General features: G+C 56.5%; 17 protein-coding genes. 9 read left to right on the forward strand and 8 right to left on the reverse strand.

Annotated elements, in window-relative coordinates; all coding sequences use genetic code 11:
- Window positions 1–5: 5 nt before the first annotated feature.
- The gene (gene gsiA / locus V5P19_RS09645) at window positions 6–1,871 is read right to left on the reverse strand and encodes a glutathione ABC transporter ATP-binding protein GsiA (RefSeq protein ID WP_334402531.1); all 1,866 of its coding nucleotides are present in this window, start codon (window positions 1,869–1,871) and stop codon (window positions 6–8) included.
- 244 nt (window positions 1,872–2,115) lie between these two features.
- Between gsiA and moeA the strand changes: the two genes are divergently transcribed.
- Window positions 2,116–3,348, forward strand: a complete 1,233-nt coding sequence (gene moeA, locus V5P19_RS09650) for a molybdopterin molybdotransferase MoeA (RefSeq protein WP_334402533.1) — start codon at window positions 2,116–2,118, stop codon at window positions 3,346–3,348.
- Between the two features lies 1 nt (window position 3,349).
- Window positions 3,350–4,102, forward strand: a complete 753-nt coding sequence (gene moeB, locus V5P19_RS09655) for a molybdopterin-synthase adenylyltransferase MoeB (protein WP_334402535.1) — start codon at window positions 3,350–3,352, stop codon at window positions 4,100–4,102.
- Between the two features lie 38 nt (window positions 4,103–4,140).
- Here the strand turns inward: moeB and fsa are convergent, their stop codons facing one another.
- Window positions 4,141–4,803: a fructose-6-phosphate aldolase gene (gene fsa / locus V5P19_RS09660; RefSeq protein ID WP_334402537.1), complete on the reverse strand. Its 663-nt coding sequence runs from the start codon at window positions 4,801–4,803 to the stop codon at window positions 4,141–4,143.
- A gap of 127 nt (window positions 4,804–4,930) precedes the next feature.
- On the opposite strand from fsa, the gene V5P19_RS09665 reads away from it, so the two are divergent.
- From V5P19_RS09665 to V5P19_RS09680, 4 genes are all read left to right on the forward strand, one after another.
- Window positions 4,931–5,830, forward strand: coding sequence for a glycyl-radical enzyme activating protein (locus V5P19_RS09665; RefSeq protein WP_334402539.1), 900 nt, complete (start codon window positions 4,931–4,933; stop codon window positions 5,828–5,830).
- 4 nt (window positions 5,831–5,834) lie between these two features.
- The gene (locus V5P19_RS09670; RefSeq protein WP_334402541.1) at window positions 5,835–8,267 is read left to right on the forward strand and encodes a formate C-acetyltransferase/glycerol dehydratase family glycyl radical enzyme; all 2,433 of its coding nucleotides are present in this window, start codon (window positions 5,835–5,837) and stop codon (window positions 8,265–8,267) included.
- Window positions 8,268–8,423: 156 nt separating this feature from the next.
- The gene (locus tag V5P19_RS09675) at window positions 8,424–9,239 is read left to right on the forward strand and encodes a Cof-type HAD-IIB family hydrolase (protein WP_334402543.1); all 816 of its coding nucleotides are present in this window, start codon (window positions 8,424–8,426) and stop codon (window positions 9,237–9,239) included.
- A gap of 148 nt (window positions 9,240–9,387) precedes the next feature.
- Window positions 9,388–10,644, forward strand: coding sequence for a DUF1479 domain-containing protein (locus V5P19_RS09680; RefSeq protein WP_334402545.1), 1,257 nt, complete (start codon window positions 9,388–9,390; stop codon window positions 10,642–10,644).
- On the opposite strand, the gene V5P19_RS09685 is transcribed toward V5P19_RS09680, so the two are convergent.
- The gene (locus V5P19_RS09685; RefSeq protein WP_334402547.1) at window positions 10,641–11,714 is read right to left on the reverse strand and encodes a LacI family DNA-binding transcriptional regulator; all 1,074 of its coding nucleotides are present in this window, start codon (window positions 11,712–11,714) and stop codon (window positions 10,641–10,643) included. The genes V5P19_RS09680 and V5P19_RS09685 overlap by 4 nt on opposite strands.
- A 287-nt stretch (window positions 11,715–12,001) precedes the next feature.
- Here V5P19_RS09685 and V5P19_RS09690 point away from each other — a divergent pair, with 287 nt between their 5' ends.
- Both V5P19_RS09690 and V5P19_RS09695 read left to right on the forward strand, forming a co-directional pair.
- Window positions 12,002–13,303: an MFS transporter gene (locus tag V5P19_RS09690; protein WP_334402549.1), complete on the forward strand. Its 1,302-nt coding sequence runs from the start codon at window positions 12,002–12,004 to the stop codon at window positions 13,301–13,303.
- 17 nt (window positions 13,304–13,320) lie between these two features.
- Complete coding sequence (locus V5P19_RS09695) at window positions 13,321–15,684, forward strand: glycoside hydrolase family 31 protein (RefSeq protein ID WP_334402551.1); 2,364 nt, start codon at window positions 13,321–13,323, stop codon at window positions 15,682–15,684.
- 90 nt (window positions 15,685–15,774) lie between these two features.
- Here V5P19_RS09695 and V5P19_RS09700 read toward each other — a convergent pair whose 3' ends face one another.
- A complete protein-coding gene (locus V5P19_RS09700) occupies window positions 15,775–17,370 on the reverse strand; it encodes an ABC-F family ATPase (RefSeq protein ID WP_334402552.1) in 1,596 nt (531 codons plus the stop codon).
- A gap of 222 nt (window positions 17,371–17,592) precedes the next feature.
- Between V5P19_RS09700 and ldtB the strand changes: the two genes are divergently transcribed.
- Window positions 17,593–18,513, forward strand: coding sequence for a L,D-transpeptidase (gene ldtB, locus V5P19_RS09705; protein WP_334402553.1), 921 nt, complete (start codon window positions 17,593–17,595; stop codon window positions 18,511–18,513).
- Between the two features lie 43 nt (window positions 18,514–18,556).
- Here the strand turns inward: ldtB and V5P19_RS09710 are convergent, their stop codons facing one another.
- The 4 genes from V5P19_RS09710 to V5P19_RS09725 form a co-directional block, all read right to left on the reverse strand.
- On the reverse strand, window positions 18,557–19,273 hold the full coding sequence (locus V5P19_RS09710; RefSeq protein WP_334402554.1) for a GntR family transcriptional regulator: 717 nt from the start codon (window positions 19,271–19,273) through the stop codon (window positions 18,557–18,559).
- Between the two features lie 15 nt (window positions 19,274–19,288).
- Entirely contained in the window at window positions 19,289–20,611 is a 1,323-nt protein-coding gene (locus tag V5P19_RS09715; RefSeq protein ID WP_334402555.1) for a PTS transporter subunit EIIC, read from the reverse strand.
- 51 nt (window positions 20,612–20,662) lie between these two features.
- Window positions 20,663–22,039, reverse strand: coding sequence for a glycoside hydrolase family 1 protein (locus V5P19_RS09720; protein WP_334402556.1), 1,377 nt, complete (start codon window positions 22,037–22,039; stop codon window positions 20,663–20,665).
- Between the two features lie 146 nt (window positions 22,040–22,185).
- Window positions 22,186–23,226, reverse strand: a complete 1,041-nt coding sequence (locus tag V5P19_RS09725) for an aldo/keto reductase (protein WP_334402557.1) — start codon at window positions 23,224–23,226, stop codon at window positions 22,186–22,188.
- Window positions 23,227–23,233: the final 7 nt, after the last annotated feature.

Below are 23,233 nucleotides of genomic sequence, written 5' to 3' on the forward strand. Positions count from 1 at the left end.
TTAGGTTATAACCGCGAGAATGCATTGTCCTGACGCGGTGGGGCGACAAAATGACCGGGGCCAACTTCACGCAGTGTGACGCGCTCCATGACTTCGCCCCGCTTACGGATATTGCTCGGCATTTCATCCTGGAGCAGCACGCGCTGGGCGTGGCGATGCGCTGGATCGGCAACCGGTACGGCGGTCATCAGCTTGCGGGTGTACGGATGTTGCGGGTTTTCAAATACCGCCCGCCGTGGGCCAATCTCAACAATTTGCCCCATGTACATCACCGCCACGCGGTGGCTGATGCGCTCAACCACCGCCATATCGTGCGAGATAAACAGGAACGCAATGCCCATATCCCGCTGTAAATCGAGCAATAAATTAATGATTTGCGCGCGGATAGAGACATCCAGCGCCGAAACGGATTCATCGGCGATCACCACTTTCGGGTTCAGCGCCAGCGCGCGCGCGATGCAAATACGCTGGCGCTGGCCGCCGGAAAATTCGTGCGGATAACGCCATGCGTGCTCCGGTTTGAGGCCGACGCGCTCCAGCAGCCAGGCCACGCGACGCTGTGCAGCCTCACCGTCGAGCAGGTTATGTACCCGCAGAGGCTCCATGATTGAGTAGCCTATCGTGTGGCGCGGATCGAGGGAAGCATAGGGATCCTGGAAGATAAACTGAATATCCCGGCGCACTGCCTGGAGCTTGCTGTCGGACAGCGTATCGATACGCTCACCGTTAAAGGTGATGCTTCCTTCCTGCGACTCCACCAGCCTGAGCAACGCCCTGCCGGTAGTGGATTTCCCGCACCCCGATTCCCCCACTAGCGCCAGCGTTTCGCCTGGCCAGAGATCGAAGCTGACGTTTTCAACGGCGTGGACCTCGCGCTTAACGCGATTAAACAGCCCGCTGCGCAGCGGGAAACGGGTCACCAGCCCGCGCACTTCCAGAATCGGTTTGCCCTGCACCACCGTATCCTGCTCGGTTTCCTGCCCCCCAGACTCCTGCGCAGAGATGAGCGGAAAACGGCGCGGCAAATCGCTGCCGTTCATCGCCCCAAGACGCGGAACGGCCGCCAGCAGTGCACGGGTGTAGGGATGTACGGGCGCATGGAAAATCTGTTCGACGCTGCCCATTTCCACGGCATTGCCCTGATGCATAACCAGCACGCGATCGGCGATATCGGCCACAACGCCCATATCGTGGGTGATGAAAATCACACCCATGTCCATTTCCTGCTGTAACACTTTGATCAGCTGTAGGATTTGCGCCTGTATGGTCACATCCAGCGCCGTCGTCGGCTCGTCGGCAATCAGCACCGCCGGACGGCACGACAGCGCCATTGCAATCATCACCCGCTGGCGCATCCCGCCGGAAAGCTGGTGCGGATAACGCCCTAAAATCGCCTGCGCCTCGGGAATGCGAACCTGTTCCAGCATCCGTTTTGCTTCAAGGAGCGCCTCATCGCCGCTCAATCCTTGATGCAGACGGATAGACTCGGCAATCTGTTCCCCCACCGGAAAGACGGGATTCAGTGACGTCATCGGCTCCTGGAATATCATCGCGATATCGGCCCCGCGCACGCCCTGCATTTGCGCGGCGCTCAGTTCGGGTAAATCAATCACCTGACGATTACGGCGGCGGAGCAGCATTTTGTCGCAAGCGATCTGCCCGCCCGTCTGTTCCAGCAAACGCATCAGCGCCAGCGCGGTCACCGACTTGCCTGAACCCGACTCGCCGACGATAGCCAGCGTTTCGCCGCGATGGAGCGAAAACGATAAATTCTGTACTGCGGGAATGAACTGCCGCTCTTCCTGAAACGCAATATTCAGTTGATGGACAGCCAGCACTTCACGGTTGTCCAGCTCTTCACTGTGCGGCACGTTTTGCCCTCTTTTTCACGATAGCTCCCCGGCATAACGCCACGCGCGGTGCATGCCTTCACTCACCCGTCAGCCCGATGACGGCTTTTTCTATAAATATCATTATCGTCGATGAAACTTCAGATGATTTTTGAATATAGAAAGACGCAAGGGTGATGTAAAGCGTACGCCCATCAGGTCATACAGTTAGTGGCACTTTTCTGCCATAATGGGCGTTTTCGTTGCTATTTAGCAGGAGCCACCCATGGATTTTACTGCCGGACTAATGCCGCTTGAGACGGCACTCACGCAGATGCTTGACCGCATCACCCCGCTGCATGACGTTGAGACGCTGCCGTTAGTGCGCTGTTTTGGCCGTATTGCCGCGCGCAATATCGTCTCCCCGCTTAACGTACCGGGATTCGATAACTCGGCGATGGACGGTTATGCGGTGCGTCTTGCGGATATCCAGACTGGACAGGCGCTGCCGGTAGCGGGCAAGGCCTTCGCTGGCCAGCCCTTTAACGCTGAATGGCCTGCGGGCACCTGCATACGCATCATGACCGGTGCACCTGTTCCGCCGGGTTGCGATGCCGTGGTGATGCAGGAAGAGGCAGAGCAGACTGACAGCGGCGTGCGCTTTACCGCCAGCGTGAAGGCGGGTCAAAACATCCGCCGTACCGGAGAAGATATTACCCTTGGCGCGACCGTGTTTTCCGCCGGGCAAAAGCTCACCGCGGCCGAACTGCCCGTGCTGGCCTCGCTCGGCATCGCCGAGATCGACGTCATCCGTAAGATTCGCGTGGCGCTTTTCTCCACCGGGGATGAACTGCAGCTTCCGGGTCAGCCGCTGAAAGACGGCCAGATTTACGACACCAACCGCCTGGCCGTGCATCTGATGCTCGAACAGCTGGGTTGTGAAGTGATTAACCTGGGCATTATTCCCGACGATCCTGAAAAACTGCGCGCGGCATTTATTGAAGCGGACAGCTCCGCCGATGTGGTGCTCAGCTCCGGCGGCGTCTCCGTCGGCGAAGCGGATTACACCAAAACGCTGCTCGAAGAGCTGGGTGAAATCGCCTTCTGGAAGCTGGCCATCAAACCGGGCAAACCCTTCGCCTTCGGCAAGCTCGATCGCAGCTGGTTCTGCGGCCTGCCGGGCAACCCGGTCTCAGCGGCGCTGACCTTCTATCAGCTTGTTATACCGCTGCTGGCGAAGCTTTCAGGCAACAACGCCAGTCCGCTACCGGTACGCCAGCGCGTGCGGACAGCCACCCGCCTGAAGAAATCACCGGGCCGTCTCGATTTCCAGCGCGGCATTCTGGCGCGCAACGCCGATGGCGAACTGGAGGTGAGCACCACCGGACACCAGGGATCGCACATTTTCAGCTCCTTCAGCCAGGGCAACTGCTTTATCGTGCTGGAGCGCGAGCGCGGCAACGTTGAGCCGGGCGAATGGGTTGAAGTGGAAAGCTTTAACCACCTGTTCGGAGGCTGATATGACGGTGGAACTGAGCGACCAGGAAATGATGCGCTACAACCGCCAGATTGTTTTACGCGGTTTCGATTTCGAAGGGCAGGAAGCGCTTAAAGCGGCCAGCGTGCTGGTCGTCGGTCTTGGCGGTCTTGGCTGTGCTGCCGCGCAGTACCTTGCCGCGGCGGGTGTGGGCAAGATGACGCTGCTGGACTTTGATACCGTGTCGGTATCGAACCTGCAGCGCCAGACCTTACACAGCGACGCAACGATCGGCCAGCCGAAGGTGGAATCCGCCCGGGCAGCCCTGGCGCGTATGAATCCCAACGTTCAGTTCACTCTCATAAATGCCGCGCTGGATGACGAGATGCTGTTTGCGCAGATCGCGCTGCACGATCTGGTGCTGGACTGCACCGATAACGTGGCCGTCCGTCATCAACTCAACGCAGGCTGTTTTGCGCACAAAACGCCGCTGGTCTCCGGCGCGGCAATCCGCATGGAAGGGCAAATCAGTGTCTTTACCTGGGCTGAAGGCGAGCCGTGCTACCGCTGCCTGAGCCGCCTGTTTGGTGAAAATGCGCTCACCTGCGTGGAAGCGGGCGTGATGGCGCCATTAGTTGGCGTGATAGGCTCGATGCAGGCGATGGAAGCGATCAAAGTGCTGGCGCATTACGGTACGCCCGCGGCGGGGAAAATCGTGATGTATGACGCGATGACCTGCCAGTTTCGCGAGATGAAGCTGATGCGCAATCCGGGCTGTGAGGTGTGTAGTCAATAAAAACGCCGGGTGGCGGCGACGCTTACCCGGCAACCGCATCAGAGAGACGCCCGACCAAACTCCCCCTGCCAGTCCTGCTCAAACTTCACAATCGCCGCATCCACAGCAGGTGACGTAATAAACTGTTGCGCCACGTCCAGCGGCAGCGTGATGGATTCGCAGCCTGCCAGCAGGCAGTCCAGCGCCTGACGCGGCGTTTTAAAGCTCGCGGCCAGCACTTTTGACTGCGGGGCGTGCAGCGTCAGCAGTTGCTGCAGCTCCACGACCGTCTGGATCCCATCTCCGCCCTGCGCGTCCACGCGGTTAACGTACGGGGCGACATACTCTGCGCCCGCCAGCGCCGACAGCATCCCCTGGGCTGCGCCGTACACTGCCGTACCCAACGTCGGGATCCCCTCCGCTTTCAGCATCTTGATCGCTGCCAGCCCCTCTGCGGTGACCGGCACTTTCACCACCAGGTCGTTAATGATAGCGCGCAGCTTACGCGCGTCTTCCACCATCCCTTCGGCAGTGGTTGCCATCACCTGCGCGAAAAGACGGCCTTTGCCGCCCAGCGCCTCGTGAAGCTCTGGCAGCAACACGTCCAGCGGGGTTTTACCTGCCGCCACGATGCTGGGGTTGGTGGTCACGCCTGCCAGCGGAAAAATACGCGCCAGCTTTTTGACTGCCGCAACGTCGGATGTGTCGAGATAAAGTTCCATGATGTAACCCTCAAAATTAGCCTGCATTTACCCTATCACGAGAAAACCTGCTCAAGAGTTGACCCATATCAAGATAACTTTCATTCGAAAGTAATTTAATCTTCGTATGCAATCAGAGGGCGAAAAAATGATCTTCAATATTCAGCGTTACTCTACCCATGACGGCCCCGGCATTCGTACCGTGGTGTTCCTGAAAGGCTGCTCGCTGGGCTGTCGCTGGTGCCAGAACCCGGAAAGCCGCTCCCGCACCCGGGACGTGCTGTTTGATACCCGTCTGTGTCTGGAAGGCTGCGATCTGTGCCAGCAGGCAGCGCCAACGTGTATTGAACATGCGCTGAACGGGCTGGTGATTCACCGCGAGAAACTGTGCGAAGAGACGCTCGACGCCCTCACCGACTGCTGCCCGACGCAGGCGCTCACCGTCTGCGGTGAAGCGCAGCAGGTGGAAGACATTATGGCAACCGTGCTGCGCGACAAACCCTTTTACGATCGCAGCGGCGGCGGGATCACCCTCTCGGGTGGCGAGCCCTTTATGAACCCCGAGCTTGCACATGCCCTGTTTAAATCAAGCCATGAACAAGGTATTCATACCGCCGTTGAAACCTGTCTTCACGTGCCGTGGCACTATATCGAGCCATCATTACCCTATATCGATCTGTTCCTCGCCGACCTGAAACACGTGGACGGTGACGTTTTCAAACAGTGGACGGACGGCTCGGCAAAACGAATTTTGGACAACCTGAAACGCCTGGCCGCCGCTGGGAAGAAAATCACCATCCGCGTGCCGCTAATCCAGGGCTTTAACGCCGATGAAGCCTCCATTACCGCCATTACCAACTTCGCCGCCGATGAACTGAACGTCCATGACATTCATTTTCTGCCGTATCACACGCTGGGCATGAACAAATACACCCTGCTCGGCCAACCTTACTCTGCCCCTGACAAACCGCTGGATAACCCCGCGCTGCTGGACTTTGCACAGCAGTACGCCTGCCAGAAAGGGTTAACCGCGACCTTACGAGGATAAAATTATGACGACACTGAATCTCAACACCCTCAGCGAGCGCATCAAAGCGCATAAAATGGCCCTGGTGCATATCGTTAAGCCACCGGTCTGTACCGAACGCGCGCAGCATTACACCGAAATGTATCAGCAGCATATGGACAAACCGATCCCGGTGCGTCGTGCCCTGGCGCTGGCGCACCACCTGGCCGAGCGGACAATCTGGATCAAGCACGATGAGCTGATCGTCGGGAATCAGGCAAGCGAAGTGCGCGCCGCGCCAATCTTCCCGGAATACACCGTCTCCTGGATTGAGAAAGAGATCGACGATCTGGCCGACCGTCCGGGCGCGGGCTTTGCGGTAAGCGAAGAGAACAAACGCGTCCTGCACGATATCTGCCCGTGGTGGCGCGGCCAGACGGTGCAGGATCGCTGCTACGGCATGTTCACCGACGAGCAGAAAGGCCTGCTGGAAACCGGCATCATTAAAGCCGAAGGCAATATGACCTCCGGCGATGCGCACCTGGCAGTCAACTTCCCGCTATTGCTGGAAAAAGGGCTCGACGGCATGCGCGCTAAGGTGGCCGAACGTCGTTCACGCATCAATCTCACCGTGCTGGAAGATCTCCACGGCGACCAGTTCCTAAAAGCGATCGATATCGTGCTGGACGCGGTCAGCCTGCACATTGAACGCTTCGCCGCTCTGGCACGCGAAATGGCCGCCACCGAAACCCGCGAAAGCCGCCGCGACGAACTGCTGGCAATGGCTGAAAACTGTGACGTTATCGCCCACGAACCGCCAAAAACCTTCTGGCAGGCGCTGCAGCTGTGCTACTTCATTCAGCTGATCCTGCAGATTGAGTCTAACGGCCACTCCGTATCGTTTGCGCGTATGGACCAATACCTCTATCCGTACTATCGCCGCGACGTGGAGCTGAAGCAGAGCCTCGATCGTGAACACGCCATTGAACTGCTGCACAGCTGCTGGCTTAAGCTGCTGGAAGTGAACAAGATCCGCTCCGGCTCGCACTCAAAAGCCTCTGCTGGCAGCCCGCTGTATCAGAACGTAACCATCGGCGGCCAAAAGCTGGTGAAAGGTGAACCGATGGACGCGGTGAATCCGCTCTCCTATGCCATTCTGGAGTCCTGCGGCCGCCTGCGCTCCACCCAGCCAAACCTGAGCGTGCGCTACCATGCGGGCATGAGCAACGACTTCCTCGACGCCTGCGTGCAGGTGATCCGCTGCGGCTTCGGGATGCCGGCGTTCAATAACGATGAAATCGTGATCCCGGAATTCATCAAGCTCGGCATCGAGAAAGAAGACGCCTATGACTATGCCGCCATCGGCTGCATTGAAACCGCCGTTGGCGGCAAGTGGGGCTATCGCTGCACCGGCATGAGTTTCATTAACTTCGCCCGCGTGATGCTGGCGGCAATGGAAGGCGGCCGTGACGCCACCAGCGGCAAGGTGTTCCTGCCGCAGGAGAAAGCTCTCTCTGCCGGTAATTTCGATAACTTTGAAGAGGTGATGGCGGCCTGGGATACCCAGATTCGTTACTACACCCGTAAATCCATCGAGATTGAATACGTGGTGGACACCATGCTGGAAGAGAACGTGCCGGATATTCTCTGCTCGGCGCTGGTAGACGACTGCATCGAACGCGCGAAAAGCATTAAGCAGGGCGGCGCGAAATACGACTGGGTTTCCGGTCTGCAGGTGGGGATCGCCAACCTCGGCAATAGCCTGGCGGCGGTGAAAAAGCTGGTCTTCGACCAGGGCACGATTGGTCAGCAGCAGCTGGCCGCCGCACTGGCGGATGACTTCGACGGCTTGACTCACGAGCAGCTGCGTCAGCGTCTGATCAACGGCGCGCCGAAGTACGGTAACGATGACGACAGCGTGGACATGCTGCTGACCCGCGCTTATAAGACCTACATTGAAGAGCTGAAGCAATACCACAACCCGCGCTACGGCCGTGGCCCGATTGGCGGTAACTACTACGCAGGCACCTCTTCCATTTCCGCTAACGTGCCATTTGGTGCGGCGACGATGGCTACCCCAGACGGACGTAGGGCGCACACCCCACTGGCAGAAGGCGCAAGCCCGGCATCCGGTACGGACCATCTCGGCCCGACAGCGGTGATTGGCTCCGTGGGTAAACTGCCTACCGAGGCGATTCTGGGCGGCGTGCTGCTTAACCAGAAGCTGAACCCGTCGACGCTGGAAAATGACAGCGATCGCCAGAAACTGATGGTGCTGCTGCGCACCTTCTTCGAGGTGCACAAAGGCTGGCATATTCAGTACAACATCGTCTCGCGCGAAACACTGCTGGAAGCGAAGAAACACCCTGACCAGTATCGTGACCTGGTGGTGCGCGTCGCGGGTTACTCGGCCTTCTTCACCGCCCTGTCGCCGGATGCGCAGGACGATATTATTGCGCGTACTGAGCATACGCTTTAACGATATATCCCCTCTTCCTTGAGGAAGAGAGAAAAAACACGAAAACGGCAACCCTGGTTGCCGTTTTGCGTTTACTTTCGAATGAAATTAAATTTGTGCTCTCGGTCACCTTGTTATTAGAATGTTTCAAAACGCAGTGGCCCAGGAGCGCAATGTATGACCGTAAAAGTTATCGTCACCGATATGGACGGAACTTTCCTTGATGACGCCAAGCAGTACGATCGCGACCGCTTTCAGGCGCAGTTTGAGCAGCTAAAAGCCCGTGATATTGAATTCGTTGTCGCCAGCGGCAACCAGTATTACCAGCTCATCTCCTTTTTCCCGGAACTGAAAGAGCAAATCTCCTTCGTGGCGGAAAACGGCGCGTTGGTATTCGACCACGGTGAACAGGTTTTCCACGGCGAGCTCACGCAGCATGAATCGCAAATCGTGATTGGTGAACTGCTGAAGGACAACGCGCTAAACTTTGTGGCCTGCGGGCTGGAGAGCGCGTATGTCAGCGATAAAGCACCGGACGCGTTCGTGAACCTGATGTCGAAACATTATCACCGCCTGAAGCGCATCAGCGATTACCGGGAAATTGACGATGTGCTGTTCAAGTTCTCTCTCAACCTGCCGGACAGCGATATCCCGAATCTGATCGACAAACTGCACGTGTCGCTGGACGGCATTATGAAGCCGGTCACCAGCGGCTTTGGGTTTGTTGATTTAATTATTCCTGGCCTGCACAAAGCCAACGGCATCAGCCGGTTGCTGAAACGCTGGAAAATCTCCCCGCAAGCGTGCGTGGCCATTGGCGACAGCGGTAACGACGCTGAGATGCTTAAGCTGGTGAAATATTCCTTTGCCATGGGCAATGCGGCGCAGAGCATCAAAGAAATTAGCCGCTACAGCACCGACGACAACAATCATCAGGGTGCGCTGAATGTGATTCAGGCCGTGCTCGACAACCACTCTCCGTTCGACGCATAACCTTCCCTCGCCGGAGCCCCGCTCCGGCTTCTCCCTCTTTTTCCATCCTGTGCTACCCGTCAAGTTTTTAAACTTGCATTAACTTATTTTTAACTTAAAGTATCACTTGTAGACAATTTTACTTTCGAATGAAAGATGCGAGGCGGTTATGACCTTTACCAGTGAAACGTTGCCAGCTGACCACAAGGCGGCAATTCGGCAGATGAAGCGCGACTTACGTGCGCAGATCGGAGACGTTCAGGCCGTTTTCGACACACTTAGCGATAAAATCGCGACCCGCGTGGCAGAAATCAACGCCCTGAAAAATAAAGGGGCAGATGTCTGGCCAGTCATTCCGTTTGCCGATGTCAAAAACGGTGCGATTAGTGCTGAACAACGCGACGCGCTTAAGCGCCGGGGCTGCGCGGTTATTAAAGGTCATTTCCCGCGAGAACAGGCGCTGGCGTGGGATCAATCGATGCTCGACTACCTCGATCTCAACCAGTTTGATGAGGTCTATAAAGGGCCGGGTGATAACTTCTTTGGTACCCTAACGGCCTCCCGCCCGGAGATTTATCCGATCTACTGGTCGCAGGCGCAAATGCAGGCACGCCAGAGCGAAGAGATGGCTCAAGTTCAGTCGTTCCTGAACCGGCTGTGGACGTTCGAAAGCAACGGTAAGCAGTGGTTCAATCCGGACGTGAGCGTGATTTATCCCGATCGTATTCGCCGCCGTCCGCCAGGAACCACCTCTAAAGGGCTGGGTGCACATACCGATTCCGGTGCGCTGGAACGCTGGCTGCTGCCAGCGTATCAGCAGGTCTTCGCCCGCGTGTTTGACGGCAATATCGATAAATACGATCCCTGGAACGCCGCGCACCGTACCGAGGTGGAAGAGTACACCGTGGATAACACCACTAAGTGCTCCGTATTCCGCACCTTCCAGGGCTGGACGGCGCTGTCAGATATGATTCCGGGCCAGGGATTGTTGCACGTGGTGCCCATCCCGGAAGCGATGGCCTACATTCTGCTGCGTCCGCTGCTGGATGATGTGCCGGAAGACGAGCTGTGCGGCGTAGCACCGGGGCGCGTACTGCCGATTTCGGAAAAATGGCATCCGCTGTTAATCGAAGCGTTAACCAGCATCCCGGCGCTGGAAGCGGGCGATTCCGTGTGGTGGCACTGCGACGTGATCCACTCCGTCGCGCCGGTTGAGGATCAGCAGGGCTGGGGCAACGTGATGTACATCCCTGCCGCGCCGATGTGTGAGAAGAACCTCGCTTACGCGAAGAAGGTAAAAATCGCGTTGGAAACGGGCGCATCGCCTGGCGATTTCCCGCGTGAAGATTACGAAACAACCTGGCAGAATCGCTTTACCGTGAACGATCTCAACATCCACGGCAAGCGTGCGCTGGGCATGATCTAACTGTCGTATAGCCCTTCCCGTTCAACGGCGGTGCGTCGTTTTCCCTGACGTATCCGCCGCACGGACTCTCGCACGGTCAAGGTGCCGTTAAGCAACAGCGTCCCCACCGGCGCATCCGGGCGCATTAGCCGCTGCTGGAGCATATGCACCGCTTCGGTACCCAGCTCGTCGCGTGGGACATGCACCGCCGTCAACGGCACATCCTGGATGGCCGCCAGATTAAAACCGTCAATGCTCATCACCGAGACATCCTGCGGCACCCGCAGCCCCTGCTTTTGCAATGCGCTGATGGTGCCCGCCGCCATAAAATCGCCGCCGACCAGAAATGCGGTGGGCAAGTCTCTGTCCTGCCGCAAGCTCAGCCATTCGCTGACCAGCTGTTCCGTTTCGCGCGCGCTGAAGCTTGGCACCACCAGCAGATCGCGTTTGTCAGAGAACCTCAGGTTATGAGCCTGCCACGCATCGCGGATCCCCGAAAGGCGCAGCTCCATGGTGTAACGCCGCAGGCAGAGCACGGTCATCACCTCGCGATGCCCCATTTCAAACAGGTATTCCGCTGCCCGCTCGCCAATGGCACGATGATCGGGCGTGACGGCTGGCAGGCGCATGTGCCGGTCGCGACAGTTAATCAGCATGCAGGGTTTACCGACATCCACCGCCAGATCGTGGATATGCGGATCGTCGATACCGAGAAGAATAGCCGCCTGCGTGTCCACCTCATTCATTCGCGTCAGAAACAGCTGCGCGTCGCTGTCATTCTCCCCCAGCGCACAATAACGAAGCCGCACGTCATGCGAGGCAAGGCCTTTGCTCACGCTCTGGATCACCCGGTAGTAAAAGATGTCGGACCGCTCGTCAAAGGCCCGCTGGGGGGCAAAGACAACCAGGCTGTTTAGCAGCAAGCGGCCCGCCGCCATTGCGTCCATAACGCCCAGCTCTCGTGCGCACGCCAGCACTTTTGTCCGTGCTTTTTCACTGGTATTTGCCTTTCCCGCCAGCACGCGTGAAACGGTACTGATTGAGAGGTGTGTGCGGGCGGCAATTTCGGTGATTTTTAGCCTTTTGTCCATTTTGTGATCTGGCTCCATTTGCGAAATGACAAAATTTTCATAGCGTACCTATCAGGCAATAGCTGGCATTTCGGCCATCATGCCAAATGAATAACGTCTGTAATGAGAAAGTTTGCACAAAAACGACTATTGCCCACTCATTTTCTCTCATAAGGTGAACTTGTCACACAACTTCCATACTAGTTGTATATCAACTTGACGCATTAAAACAGATAACTATCAAAGCCATAAACGTCTGTGTGACACCTGAACCTTCGTCCCCTACCGTCCGTCTTGTGGAGAGTAAAATGAGTCAGGACATCAATAACACTGTTGCGACAAGCAAAACCCGTCGCGTCATTAAAAATTTGCGCTGGTACGTGCTGGTGCTGTTTTTACTGGGCGTGACCGTTAACTACATCACCCGAAACTCGTTAGGTATTCTCGCCCCGGAGCTGAAAGAGAGCCTTGGGATCACCACCGAGCAATACTCCTGGATCGTCGGCGCGTTCCAGATTGCCTACACCATTTTCCAGCCGCTATGCGGCTGGCTGATCGACGTCATTGGTCTGAAGATTGGCTTTATGGTCTGCGCCAGCCTCTGGGCGCTGATGTGTATTTTCCATGCCGGAGCCGGAACATGGTTGCACCTGGCGATCCTGCGCTTCTTCATGGGTGCCTCTGAAGCGGCCGCCACACCGGCGAACGCGAAGACGATTGGCGAATGGTTCCCGAAATCGGAACGTCCCGTGGCGGCCGGTTGGGCAGGCGTCGGCTTCTCGATTGGCGCGATGCTGGCCCCGCCTATTATCTACTTCGCGCACGCCTCCTTTGGCTGGCAGGGCGCGTTTATGTTTACCGGCGTGCTGGCCCTGCTGTGGGTGATCCTGTGGTGGGCGTTCTATCACAATCCGGAACAGCACCCGAACCTGGGCAAAGACGAGCTGGCGTTTATCCAGCAGGATAACGAACCGCCTGCGGTCAAACTGCCCTTCCTCACCGCGCTGAAAACGGTGTCGAAGAACAAACGTTTTTACGGTATCGCCATTCCGGCCTTCATGGCTGAACCGGCCTGGGCCGTGCTGAGCTTTTGGGTGCCGCTGTATCTTGCCAAAGAGCACGGCATGGATCTGAAGCAAATTGCGATGTTTGCCTGGCTGCCGTTCCTCGCCGCCGACCTTGGTAGCGTTGCGAGTGGCTACCTCACCCGTCTCTATACTCGGTGGTTCGGCTGCTCCCGCGTCAACTCGGTGGTAGCAAGCTCCGTGACCGGCGCGTTCCTGATGATCTCATTAGGCATCGTGGCCATTACCCGCGACCCGTATATCACCATCGTGCTGATCTCCATCGGCGGTTTCGGGCATCAGATTATCTCCTGCATGCTAAGCGCCCTGGTGGTGGAGTCGTTTGATAAAGGCCAAATGGCTACCGTCAACGGCATGCGCGGCTCGGCGGCGTGGATCGCCAGCTTCCTGTTCTCCCTTTTGATTGGTGTGACCGCCGACAAAATCGGCTTTAACCCGCTCTTCATTGCCATGGGGTTCTTTGACCTGATTGGCGCTGTTTTCCTGGTAGCATTTATTGCTGAACGTCGCGCCAAGCGCGCCTGATAGTGGATGTATTGCATATGAAAACCCTGAAAAACTGGTCCGTAGAAAAGCAGTCGGCGAACCATCTGGAACTGCTGGTCGATAATCAGCACCGCCTGTGCCTGTATGTGCTGGAAGAGAATCTGTTCCGCGTGCTGATTAAACGCAAAGGTGAACTGACGCTCGACCGCACCTGGAGCATCGCCCCGGATAAAGATGTGCCGTGGGAAGGCCGCCGTCGCGACGATCTGAGCGGTTTCTCCTGCCCGGCATGGACGCTGACGCAGCAGAACGATGTGTTGACGATCGCGACCGAACAGCTGCGCGTCACCGTGCACCAGCCGCTGTGGCTGGAGTGGCATTACCGCAACGATGCCGGTGAGTGGCAGGCGCTGGTCAACGACCGTCCGACCAGCGCTTATCTGCTTAACGCCCACGGTGACGGCGTGGCGCATTATCTGAGTCGCCGCAAGGACGAGCGTTTCTACGGTCTGGGTGAGAAAGCAGGCGATCTGCAGCGCAACGGTAAACGCTACGAGATGCGTAATCTTGATGCAATGGGCTACAACGCCTCCAGCACCGATCCGCTGTACAAGCATATTCCCTTCACTATCGCCCGCCGCGATGACGTGAGCTACGGGCTGTTCTACGACAACCTGAGCAGCTGCTGGCTGGATCTGGGCAACGAGATTGACAACTACCACACCGCCTATCGCCGCTGGCAGGCGGAAGCAGGCGATGTCGATTACTACATCTTTACCGGCAAGCGCGTGCTGGACGTCACGAAAGCCTTTGTGCGCCTGACCGGAAAAACGCTGTTCGGACCAAAATGGAGCCTAGGTTATAGCGGCTCGACCATGCACTACACCGACGCACCCGACGCACAAAACCAGCTGATGCACTTTATTCGCCTGTGCGAAGAACATGCGATTCCGTGCGATTCGTTCCAGCTCTCTTCTGGCTACACCTCGATCAACGGCAAGCGCTACGTCTTTAACTGGAACCACGACAAAGTGCCGCAGCCGAAGGTCATGAGCCAGGCCTTCCACGATGCGGGGCTGAAACTCGCGGCAAACATCAAGCCGTGCCTGCTGCAGGATCACCCGCGCTATAACGAAGTGGCAGAAAGCGGCCTGTTCATCCGTGATTCAGAAACCGATGCGCCAGAACGTTCCAGCTTCTGGGATGACGAAGGCTCCCACCTCGATTTTACCAACCCTAAGACGGTGCAATGGTGGCAGGAAGGCGTGACCACGCAGTTGCTGGAAATGGGGATCGATTCCACCTGGAACGACAATAACGAGTATGAAGTGTGGGACGGTGAAGCCCGATGCTATGGCTTCGGTCAGGAGATTGCCATCAAGCACATTCGTCCGGTGATGCCGCTGTTGATGATGCGCGCCTCGCTGGAGGCCCAGCAGCGTTTTGCGCCGGAGAAGCGGCCGTATCTGATCTCCCGTTCCGGCTGTGCCGGTATGCAGCGCTACGTACAGACCTGGAGCGGCGATAACCGCACCAACTGGGAAACCCTGCGCTATAACATCCGCATGGGGCTAGGGATGAGCTTGTCCGGTTTGTTTAACGTCGGGCATGACGTCGGCGGGTTCTCCGGAGATAAGCCGGACGCCGAGCTGTTTGTCCGCTGGGTGCAGAACGGCGTGATGCATCCTCGTTTTACGATCCACTCGTGGAATGATGACCACACGGTGAACGAGCCGTGGATGTATCCGGGCGTAACCCCGGCCATTCGGGGTGCCATTGAATTGCGCTATCGCCTGCTGCCGTATCTTTACACCCTGCTCTGGCAGGCGCATGCCGACGATGAACCGATGCTGCGCCCGACGTTCCTCGATCATGAACACGATGTGCAGACCTTCGAAGAATGTGATGACTTCCTGTTGGGGCGCGACGTGCTGGTCGCAAGCGTGGTCGAGGCCGGGCAGCGCGAACGTCGCGTCTGGCTGCCGGATAACGAAACAGGCTGGTATGATTTCTATACCCACGCATGGTTCTCCGGCGGGCAATGGATTGTCCTCGATGCACCGCTGGAAAAACTGCCGCTGCTGGTTCGCGCCGGTGCAGGCCTGCCGCTCAGCGAACGCATCACGCACGTGAGTGCCGAAAAAGACACGACCCGCGAGCTGAAATTGTTCCCGGTGAAAGGCGTAGGCACCACTTCCGGCCTGCTGTTTGAAGATGATGGCGAAAGCTGGGGCTACCAGAACGGCAATGCGCTGTGGATCACCTGGGAGATGGTGTGCGACGGGGCAACTATCAACCTGAAGGTCAACGCGCACGGGGATTATCGTCCGGCGTGGAAAACGCTGAAGGTGTCGTTACTGGCGGGGGAAAAACGCACGCTGCGGGTGAATGGGGTTGAAGGGGAGGAGTGGGTGGTGTAGTGCGGCCTGATGCCCTCACCCTAACCCTCTCCCGCAGGGAGAGGGAATAGAACGTAGGCCGGGTAAGGCGAAGCCGCCACCCGGCTTTTTTTAATTTTCGATACCTTTGCTACGCAGATAATCTTCGTAGTTACCGGTGAAGTCCACCACGCGCTCTGGCGTAATTTCGATCACGCGGGTTGCCAGCGAGCTAACAAACTCACGGTCGTGAGAGACGAAGATCAGCGTGCCTTGGTACATCTCCAGCGCCATGTTCAGCGATTCGATAGATTCCATATCCAGGTGGTTGGTCGGTTCGTCCATCACCAGGATGTTGGGTTTTTCCATCATCAGCTTGCCGAACAGCATACGGCCCTTCTCTCCACCGGAGAGCACTTTCGCAGGCTTTTTGATGTCGTCCTGGCTGAACAGCAAACGCCCCAGAATACTGCGCACGGCCTGCTCGTCGTCCCCTTCCTGCTTCCACTGGCTCATCCAGTCGAACACCGTCAGGTCGTTTTCGAACTCGTATTCATGATCCTGCGCGTAATAACCAATCTGCGCGTTTTCAGACCATTTAACCGTACCGTTATCCGGCTGCAGCTCCCCGACAAAGGTTTTCAGCATGGTGGATTTACCCACGCCGTTGGCACCCAGAATGGCAATCTTCTCGCCCACTTCCAGCAGCAGGTTGAAGTTTTTAAACAGCGGGCCGCTTTCGAAACCTTTAGACAGGGCTTCCACTGCCAGCGCGTTACGGAACAGTTTCTTATCCTGCTCAAAGCGGATGAACGGGTTCTGACGGCTAGAGGCTTTAACTTCGTCGAGTTTGATCTTATCAATCTGACGCGCGCGCGAGGTCGCCTGACGCGATTTAGAAGCGTTGGCGCTGAAGCGGCTAACAAAGGACTGCAGGTCCGCAATTTGTGCTTTTTTCTTGGCGTTATCGGCAAGCAGACGTTCACGCGCCTGTGTTGCCGCGGTCATGTACTCGTCGTAATTACCCGGATAAACGCGCAGCTCGCCGTAGTCCAGATCCGCCATGTGCGTACAGACCATGTTCAGGAAGTGACGGTCGTGCGAAATGATGATCATGGTGCTGTCGCGATCGTTCAGCGTCTGCTCCAGCCAGCGAATGGTGTCGATGTCCAGGTTGTTCGTGGGTTCATCGAGCAGCAGAATGTCCGGGTTAGAGAACAGGGCCTGCGCCAGAAGCACACGCAGTTTCCAGCCTGGCGCGACTTCGCTCATCGGGCCGTAATGCTGTTCAACAGGAATACCTACGCCCAGCAGCAGCTCACCCGCGCGCGATTCGGCAGAGTAACCGTCCATCTCACCGTACAGCACTTCAAGATCGGCCACTTTGTAGCCATCTTCTTCGCTCATTTCAGCCAGCGCGTAAATGCGATCGCGCTCCTGCTTCACTTCCCACAGCTCTCCGTGTCCCATGATCACCGTATCAAGCACGGTGAACTCTTCAAAGGCGAACTGGTCCTGACGCAGCTTACCGATACGCTCGTTAGGATCGAGCGAAACGTTGCCAAGCGTCGGCTCTAAATCGCCGCCGAGGATTTTCATAAAGGTGGATTTACCGCTACCGTTGGCACCAATGAGGCCGTAACGGTTGCCGCCGCCAAATTTGACGGAAATATTTTCGAACAGCGGCTTACTGCCAAACTGCATAGTGACGTTGCTGGTAACTAACACGGAGAGATTCCTGCGAAAAGTGTGATAAACACGGCATTATGCCACAATTCCGAATTGAGATCCCGTGTTGCAACTCTCCACTAAACTTTAACAAAATCGAAAAAAATGTGATTTCGTACACATCTGAATTCCCTGTTAGCGGGAATGCACATATAATGCGCTCCCATCACAGATTCAGACTTATCAACCAATCGCCAGAGTGGCCTAGATACCTCGCACAACATGAACATGAAATTAACAACGCTTTTTGCGGCGGCGTTAGCCGTAGTAGGTTTTTGCAAAACCGCTTCTGCGGTGACTTATCCGCTGCCGACAGACGGTAGCCGTCTGGTGGGTCAGAATCAGGTGGTGATCGTGCCTGAAGGCAACTCGCAGCCGCTGGAATATTTTGCAGCAGAGTACCAGCTTGGTCTGTCAAACATGATCGAAGCTAACCCGGGCGTTGACCCGTATCTGCCAAAAGCGGGTACGGTGCTGAACATTCCTCAGCAGCTGATCCTGCCAGATACGGTACATGAAGGTATCGTCATCAACAGCGCGGAAATGCGTCTGTATTACTACCCTAAAGGCACCAACACGGTTATCGTGCTGCCAATCGGTATTGGCCAGTTGGGTAAAGATACCCCGCTGAACTGGACCACCAAAGTTGAGCGTAAGAAAGCCGGCCCAACCTGGACCCCAACGGCGAAAATGCACGCCGAGTACATTGCTGCAGGCGAGCCGCTGCCAGCCGTTGTTCCGGCAGGCCCGGATAACCCAATGGGTCTGTATGCGCTGTACATTGGCCGTCTGTATGCCATCCACGGTACCAACGCCAACTTCGGTATCGGCCTGCGCGTCAGCCACGGCTGCGTACGTCTGCGCAACGACGACATCAAATTCCTGTTCGAGAACGTGCCGGTTGGTACACGCGTCCAGTTCATCAATGAACCGGTAAAAGCGACCTCTGAACCGGACGGCAGCCGTTACATTGAAGTGCACAACCCGCTGTCCACCAGCGAAGACCAGATCAACAATAACGAAATCGTCCCCATCACGCTGAACAGTGCGGTACAGTCCGTCACGTCTCAGGCTGATGTGGAAACCGCCGTTGTTGACCAGGCCGTTCAGAACCGCTCAGGTATGCCAGTGCGTCTGAACTGATCGCGATACACGTAAAAAAGCGGGCTAACATGCCCGCTTTTTTTTATCCATTATTCACAATAACAATTCCGCCGTGGTCATACCGATAGTGGCAGTGGGCATACTCCAGCGGCGTACCGTCCTCCAGATAGATGACCTGCTCCACCTCCAGCACCGGGTCCGTTTGCTCGCACACTAAATGCTGCATATCCAGCGCGTTGGGCTTGAGCGCTCGCACCACGCGATACGACCCCATGATCTTCAGGCCCAGCGTCTCCTGCACGTACTGAAATACCGAGCTTTCGAGATGGCTTTTGTTCAGCCCTGGCACCAGGTTGAGCGGCATCACCGTTGAGTCCAGCGACATAGGTTCATTATTGAGCAGACGCAGACGAATGAAGTCATAGACCGGCGTATCGGCATTAATCATCAGCGATGCCTGCTCTTTCTCGTTCGGAAAACGCAGTTCGAAATGCACCACCTGGCTCGTGACCGTACCCAGATGCGCCCAGGTTTTTGTGGCACCAAAGTAATCGCTGCCGGAGAGATCCCACTGCGAGAGCTGCAAGAAATTTTTACGGATAAATGTTCCCTGCCCCTGGCGGGTATAGACCAGTCCCTCGACTATCAGCTGACGCATTGCCTGCTGAATGGTCATCCGGCTGGTGCTGAACTCCGCTGCCAGCGCAAACTGGTCCGGCAGGGGTTCATTGGCGGCATACTGCTGGCTGATAATGCGTTTTTTAATTTCCCGCGCTATGGTGATGTACTTCGCCGCCATCGTCCTTTCCTTTCGTTAATGTTCTATCCCGCTGTTTTTTAATGCCACTCTCTCGGCAATTTTGAGGAAAGGCAGGTAGAAGAATACACCAAATACAATGATTGCCAACTGCACCACGACCGCCCGCCAGTCCCCCGCCGTTGCCAGCCAGGCGCTCAGAATCGGCGGTGTTGTCCAGGGGATCATCACCACACAACGCGACATTAATCCCAGGGTGGTGCACAGCCAGGCAAAGTAAATACCGATAGCGGGCAACAGAACAAACGGGATCATCAGCGGCAGGTTAAACACGATAGGCAGCCCAAAAATCACCGGCTCGTTGATGTTAAATAGCCCAGGCGCCAGCGACAGACGGGCCACCTGTTTCGCCGATTTTTGCCGTGAAAAGATAAAGATGGCAATCAGCAGCGAGAGCGTGCTGCCGGTACCCCCAACCATACCGAACGTTGGCACAAAGATATTATTGATGATGTGCGGGATCGGCTGTCCGTTGGCAAAGGCCAGCATGTTCTCGTTGGTGTTAATCAGCAGGAAAGGCTCCAGCACCACGCTGTTAACCACTGACTGATGAATGCCCAGCGTGAACAGGAAGTTGCCAAAGCTGTAAATAAAAAGGGTACCCGGCAGGCTGGTGTTGATCAGCCGCAGCGGCTGCTGGATAAAGGTGGTGATCAAATGAATCAAATCGGTGTGCAGGACGTTCGCCAGCACTGCCGCCAGAATGGCAAACAAAGAGAGCGTCAGGATCGTCGGGATCAGCGCGGTAAAGGACTTACTGACCGCCGGCGGCACGTTTTCACCCAGTGAAATATGCAATGCTTTCAGACGGGAAAGAGCGATAAACACCTCCGTAGAGAGCAGGCCAATGAGCACACCGGCAAAAATCCCGGTAGAGCCGATATTGGCGAACGTGAGAACCTGCGTCACGTTCACCGTGGCGTCGCTGCCGACGGGCGTGAGCTGTAAGCGCATCGGCATCATGATGATAAAACTGCTAACGGCGATAACCACTGCCGAGACCGGATTGTCGAAATCTTTATTGCGCGCCAGCGACCAGGCGATCATCGGGGCCAACAGCAGTGCGGCAATATTCAGCGTACCGTTGATAATCGCCTCGCCCCAGACCTTAAACTGCGTCAGGGTATCGCCTTCGAAAACCCACGGAAACACCACGTTGTTCACCAGCACCGCTAACCCGGCGAGGATGAAGATCGGCATCACCGTGGCGAAGGCATCTCGCAGGGAGCGAAGGTGCACCTGGTTTGCCAGGCGCGCCGAGAACTCTACAAATCTGTCGACAAAGGACTGCATATGCGGTGTGATTTTTGTTTCAGACATAGCGGATATTTCCCATCAATCAGTCACAAAAACGGCCCGGCAGCGTACGGCTTACATCTCGCGTCCGTTGGAATGAATAACCTGTTTCAGCCACGCGTAGCTTTTCTTCGGCACGCGTTTCAGGTCTTTCAGGTCATGGTTTTCACGGTTGACGTAGACCACGCCGTAGCGCTTACGCATGTCCCCCTGAGAGCTGAGAATGTCGATTAAACCCCAGCCTAGATAGCCCATCACCTCTGCGCCATCTTCAAACATGGCGTCTTTCATGGCCTCGATATGCGCCCGGTGGTAATCGATACGGTAGGTGTCGTCGATCGGATTCACGCCGTCCCAGGACTCAATGACGCCAATACCGTTTTCGATCGGGAAGACCGGCAGGCGCCAGTCGTTGGCATAGCGCGTGATGATGGTGCGAAAACCGAGCGGATCGATCTGCCAGTTCCACTCGGTCGCTTTCAGGTACGGGTTGTTTTTTTCGCCGTGCAGCAGGTAGTCATTAACCGGGGTGCCTTCCGGGATCGCATCGCTGTCCAGCGTTTTGCTGGCGTAGTAGCTGAAGGCCATATAGTCGTTTTTGGTACGTTCAAACAGCGCTAAATCCTCGGCGCGATAGATATCGCCAAAGCCTTCGTGCTCCACCACCGCCATCACGGCCGGGCTGTAACCCTGCCCTGCGAAGACGCGCAGCAGGTTCTGATTAAGAAATTCGTCATACTGCTGGGCGCAGAAGATATCGCGCGGTTTGCAGGTTGCTGGATAGACCAGCTGGTGCGCCAACATTCCGCCCATCAGTTGCCCCGGTTTTGTCTGGTGGAGATACTCGGTCAGGGCCATGTGCGCCACCATTGTGTGGTGCTGTAACTCATACAGCTCGCGCAGGGTTTTCTCCCCTTCCATATAGCCGGAAATACGGAAGGCCTCCGGCATATGAAAGATATTCTGCTCGTTAAAGGTCAGCCAGTACTTCACGCGATCGCCGTAGCAGTCGATCATCTTTTTGCCGTAGCGGATAAAGGCGTCCATCACGCGGCGATCGCTAAAACCGTTGTACTCCTGCGCCAGCGCCAGCGGCATATCGAAGTGATAGAGGCAGATCATCGGCTCAATGCCACGGGCGATCAGGTCGTCAATAAAGCGATCGTAAAAGGCAATCCCCTCGTCGTTGAAATCGCCGTCACCCTGCGGGCACACGCGGCTCCAGGCAATCTGGAAGCGGTAGCAGTTCATGCCCAGATCCTGCATCAGGTCGAAATCTTCCCGATAGCGATGATAAGAATCGGTCGCGACTTTCCAGTCAGAGATGTTCTCCCCTGCTTCACGAATGTCGTATACCGTCATCCCCTTCCCGCCCTCATTCCATGCACCTTCCGTCTGCATGCTGGAAACCGAGTTACCCCACAAAAAGTTGGTCGGTAATGATTGATTCATGCTCTCTCCCTATATGACTAGTCATTTAAATTTTATGACTAGTCATATAGGTGAAGATGAAAAATCAATCAAAGAGAAGGATCGTTTTTTGTGAGCAGCGCGGGAAAAAAGCCCCGGTAAGCGAAGCGCCTCCGGGGAAAGGAAGGTTATTGTTGCGCGAGCTGATTACGGCGGTACTCGCCCTGCCGCTCCAGCATCCAGCCCGGATATTCGCGCGGCAGCGCGCTTACGGCATCAAGCTGTTTCAGCTCGTCTTCGCTTAAACGAATCTCAGTTGAGGCAATGTTGTCATCTAGCTGATCGACGCGCTTCGCGCCAACGATCACGCTGGTTACCGCTTTTTGATGCAGCAGCCACGCCAGCGCGATTTGCGCCACGGAGACGCCTTTACGCTCGGCAATGATGCGCATCACATCCACACAGTCGAAGGCACGTTCTTTATCCACCGGTGGGAAGTCAAACTCCAGACGACGACCACCGGCTTCGCCCTGCCCGTCGCGGCCATATTTTCCGCTCAGCAGGCCACCCGCCAGCGGGCTCCAAACCATCAGCCCGACGCCTTCGTTCTGCATCATCGGCACCAGTTCGCGCTCCAGATCGCGTCCGGCGATGGTGTAATACGCCTGGAGTGATGCGAAACGCGCAAGGCCGAGACGTTCAGAAATACCGAGCGCTTTGGTGATTTGCCACGCCGCCCAGTTTGAAACGCCGATATAGCGCACGTGGCCGTGCTGCACCAGGTTATCCAGGGCATACAGCATCTCTTCAATCGGCGTTGCGGGGTCGAAACCGTGCAGCTGATAGAGATCGATATGATCGAGCTGCAGGCGGCGCAGGCTCTCCTTCACGCTGCTAATGATGTGATAGCGCGAGCTGCCGCGCGAATTCACTCCTGCCGTTCCCGTTTCGCCGAACACTTTGGTGGCAACCACCACATTCTCACGCGGGATTTTCAGGTTTTTCAGCGCCTGCCCGGTGATCTCTTCCGAGCGGCCTTCAGAGTAGACGTCGGCGGTATCGATGAAGTTGATGCCCGCGTCTAGCGCGCGGCCCACCAGCTGCTCGGCTTCATTTTGCTGGAGCTGGCCAATCTTGCCCCACATGCCGCCTTCACCACCGAACGTCATGGTGCCGAGGCAGAGTTCAGAAACAAACAGTCCGGTATTGCCCAGTTTTTGATAACGCATAAGTTAA

It is taken from the genome of Enterobacter sp. UNJFSC 003, from assembly GCF_036903355.1.
In the GTDB taxonomy this organism is placed as follows: Bacteria; Pseudomonadota; Gammaproteobacteria; order Enterobacterales; family Enterobacteriaceae; genus Enterobacter.

Bases quoted from the DNA above. Each gene is read 5' to 3' on its own strand.
- moeA (WP_334402533.1), top strand. From the start codon at position 2,116: ATGGATTTTACTGCCGGACTAATGCCGCTTGAGACGGCACTCACGCAG.
- moeB (WP_334402535.1), top strand. From the start codon at position 3,350: ATGACGGTGGAACTGAGCGACCAGGAAATGATGCGCTACAACCGCCAG.
- fsa (WP_334402537.1), bottom strand. From the start codon at position 4,803: ATGGAACTTTATCTCGACACATCCGACGTTGCGGCAGTCAAAAAGCTG.
- V5P19_RS09665 (WP_334402539.1), top strand. From the start codon at position 4,931: ATGATCTTCAATATTCAGCGTTACTCTACCCATGACGGCCCCGGCATT.
- V5P19_RS09670 (WP_334402541.1), top strand. From the start codon at position 5,835: ATGACGACACTGAATCTCAACACCCTCAGCGAGCGCATCAAAGCGCAT.
- V5P19_RS09675 (WP_334402543.1), top strand. From the start codon at position 8,424: ATGACCGTAAAAGTTATCGTCACCGATATGGACGGAACTTTCCTTGAT.
- V5P19_RS09680 (WP_334402545.1), top strand. From the start codon at position 9,388: ATGACCTTTACCAGTGAAACGTTGCCAGCTGACCACAAGGCGGCAATT.
- V5P19_RS09685 (WP_334402547.1), bottom strand. From the start codon at position 11,714: ATGGACAAAAGGCTAAAAATCACCGAAATTGCCGCCCGCACACACCTC.
- V5P19_RS09690 (WP_334402549.1), top strand. From the start codon at position 12,002: ATGAGTCAGGACATCAATAACACTGTTGCGACAAGCAAAACCCGTCGC.
- V5P19_RS09695 (WP_334402551.1), top strand. From the start codon at position 13,321: ATGAAAACCCTGAAAAACTGGTCCGTAGAAAAGCAGTCGGCGAACCAT.
- ldtB (WP_334402553.1), top strand. From the start codon at position 17,593: ATGAACATGAAATTAACAACGCTTTTTGCGGCGGCGTTAGCCGTAGTA.
- V5P19_RS09710 (WP_334402554.1), bottom strand. From the start codon at position 19,273: ATGGCGGCGAAGTACATCACCATAGCGCGGGAAATTAAAAAACGCATT.
- V5P19_RS09715 (WP_334402555.1), bottom strand. From the start codon at position 20,611: ATGTCTGAAACAAAAATCACACCGCATATGCAGTCCTTTGTCGACAGA.
- V5P19_RS09720 (WP_334402556.1), bottom strand. From the start codon at position 22,039: ATGAATCAATCATTACCGACCAACTTTTTGTGGGGTAACTCGGTTTCC.
- V5P19_RS09725 (WP_334402557.1), bottom strand. From the start codon at position 23,226: ATGCGTTATCAAAAACTGGGCAATACCGGACTGTTTGTTTCTGAACTC.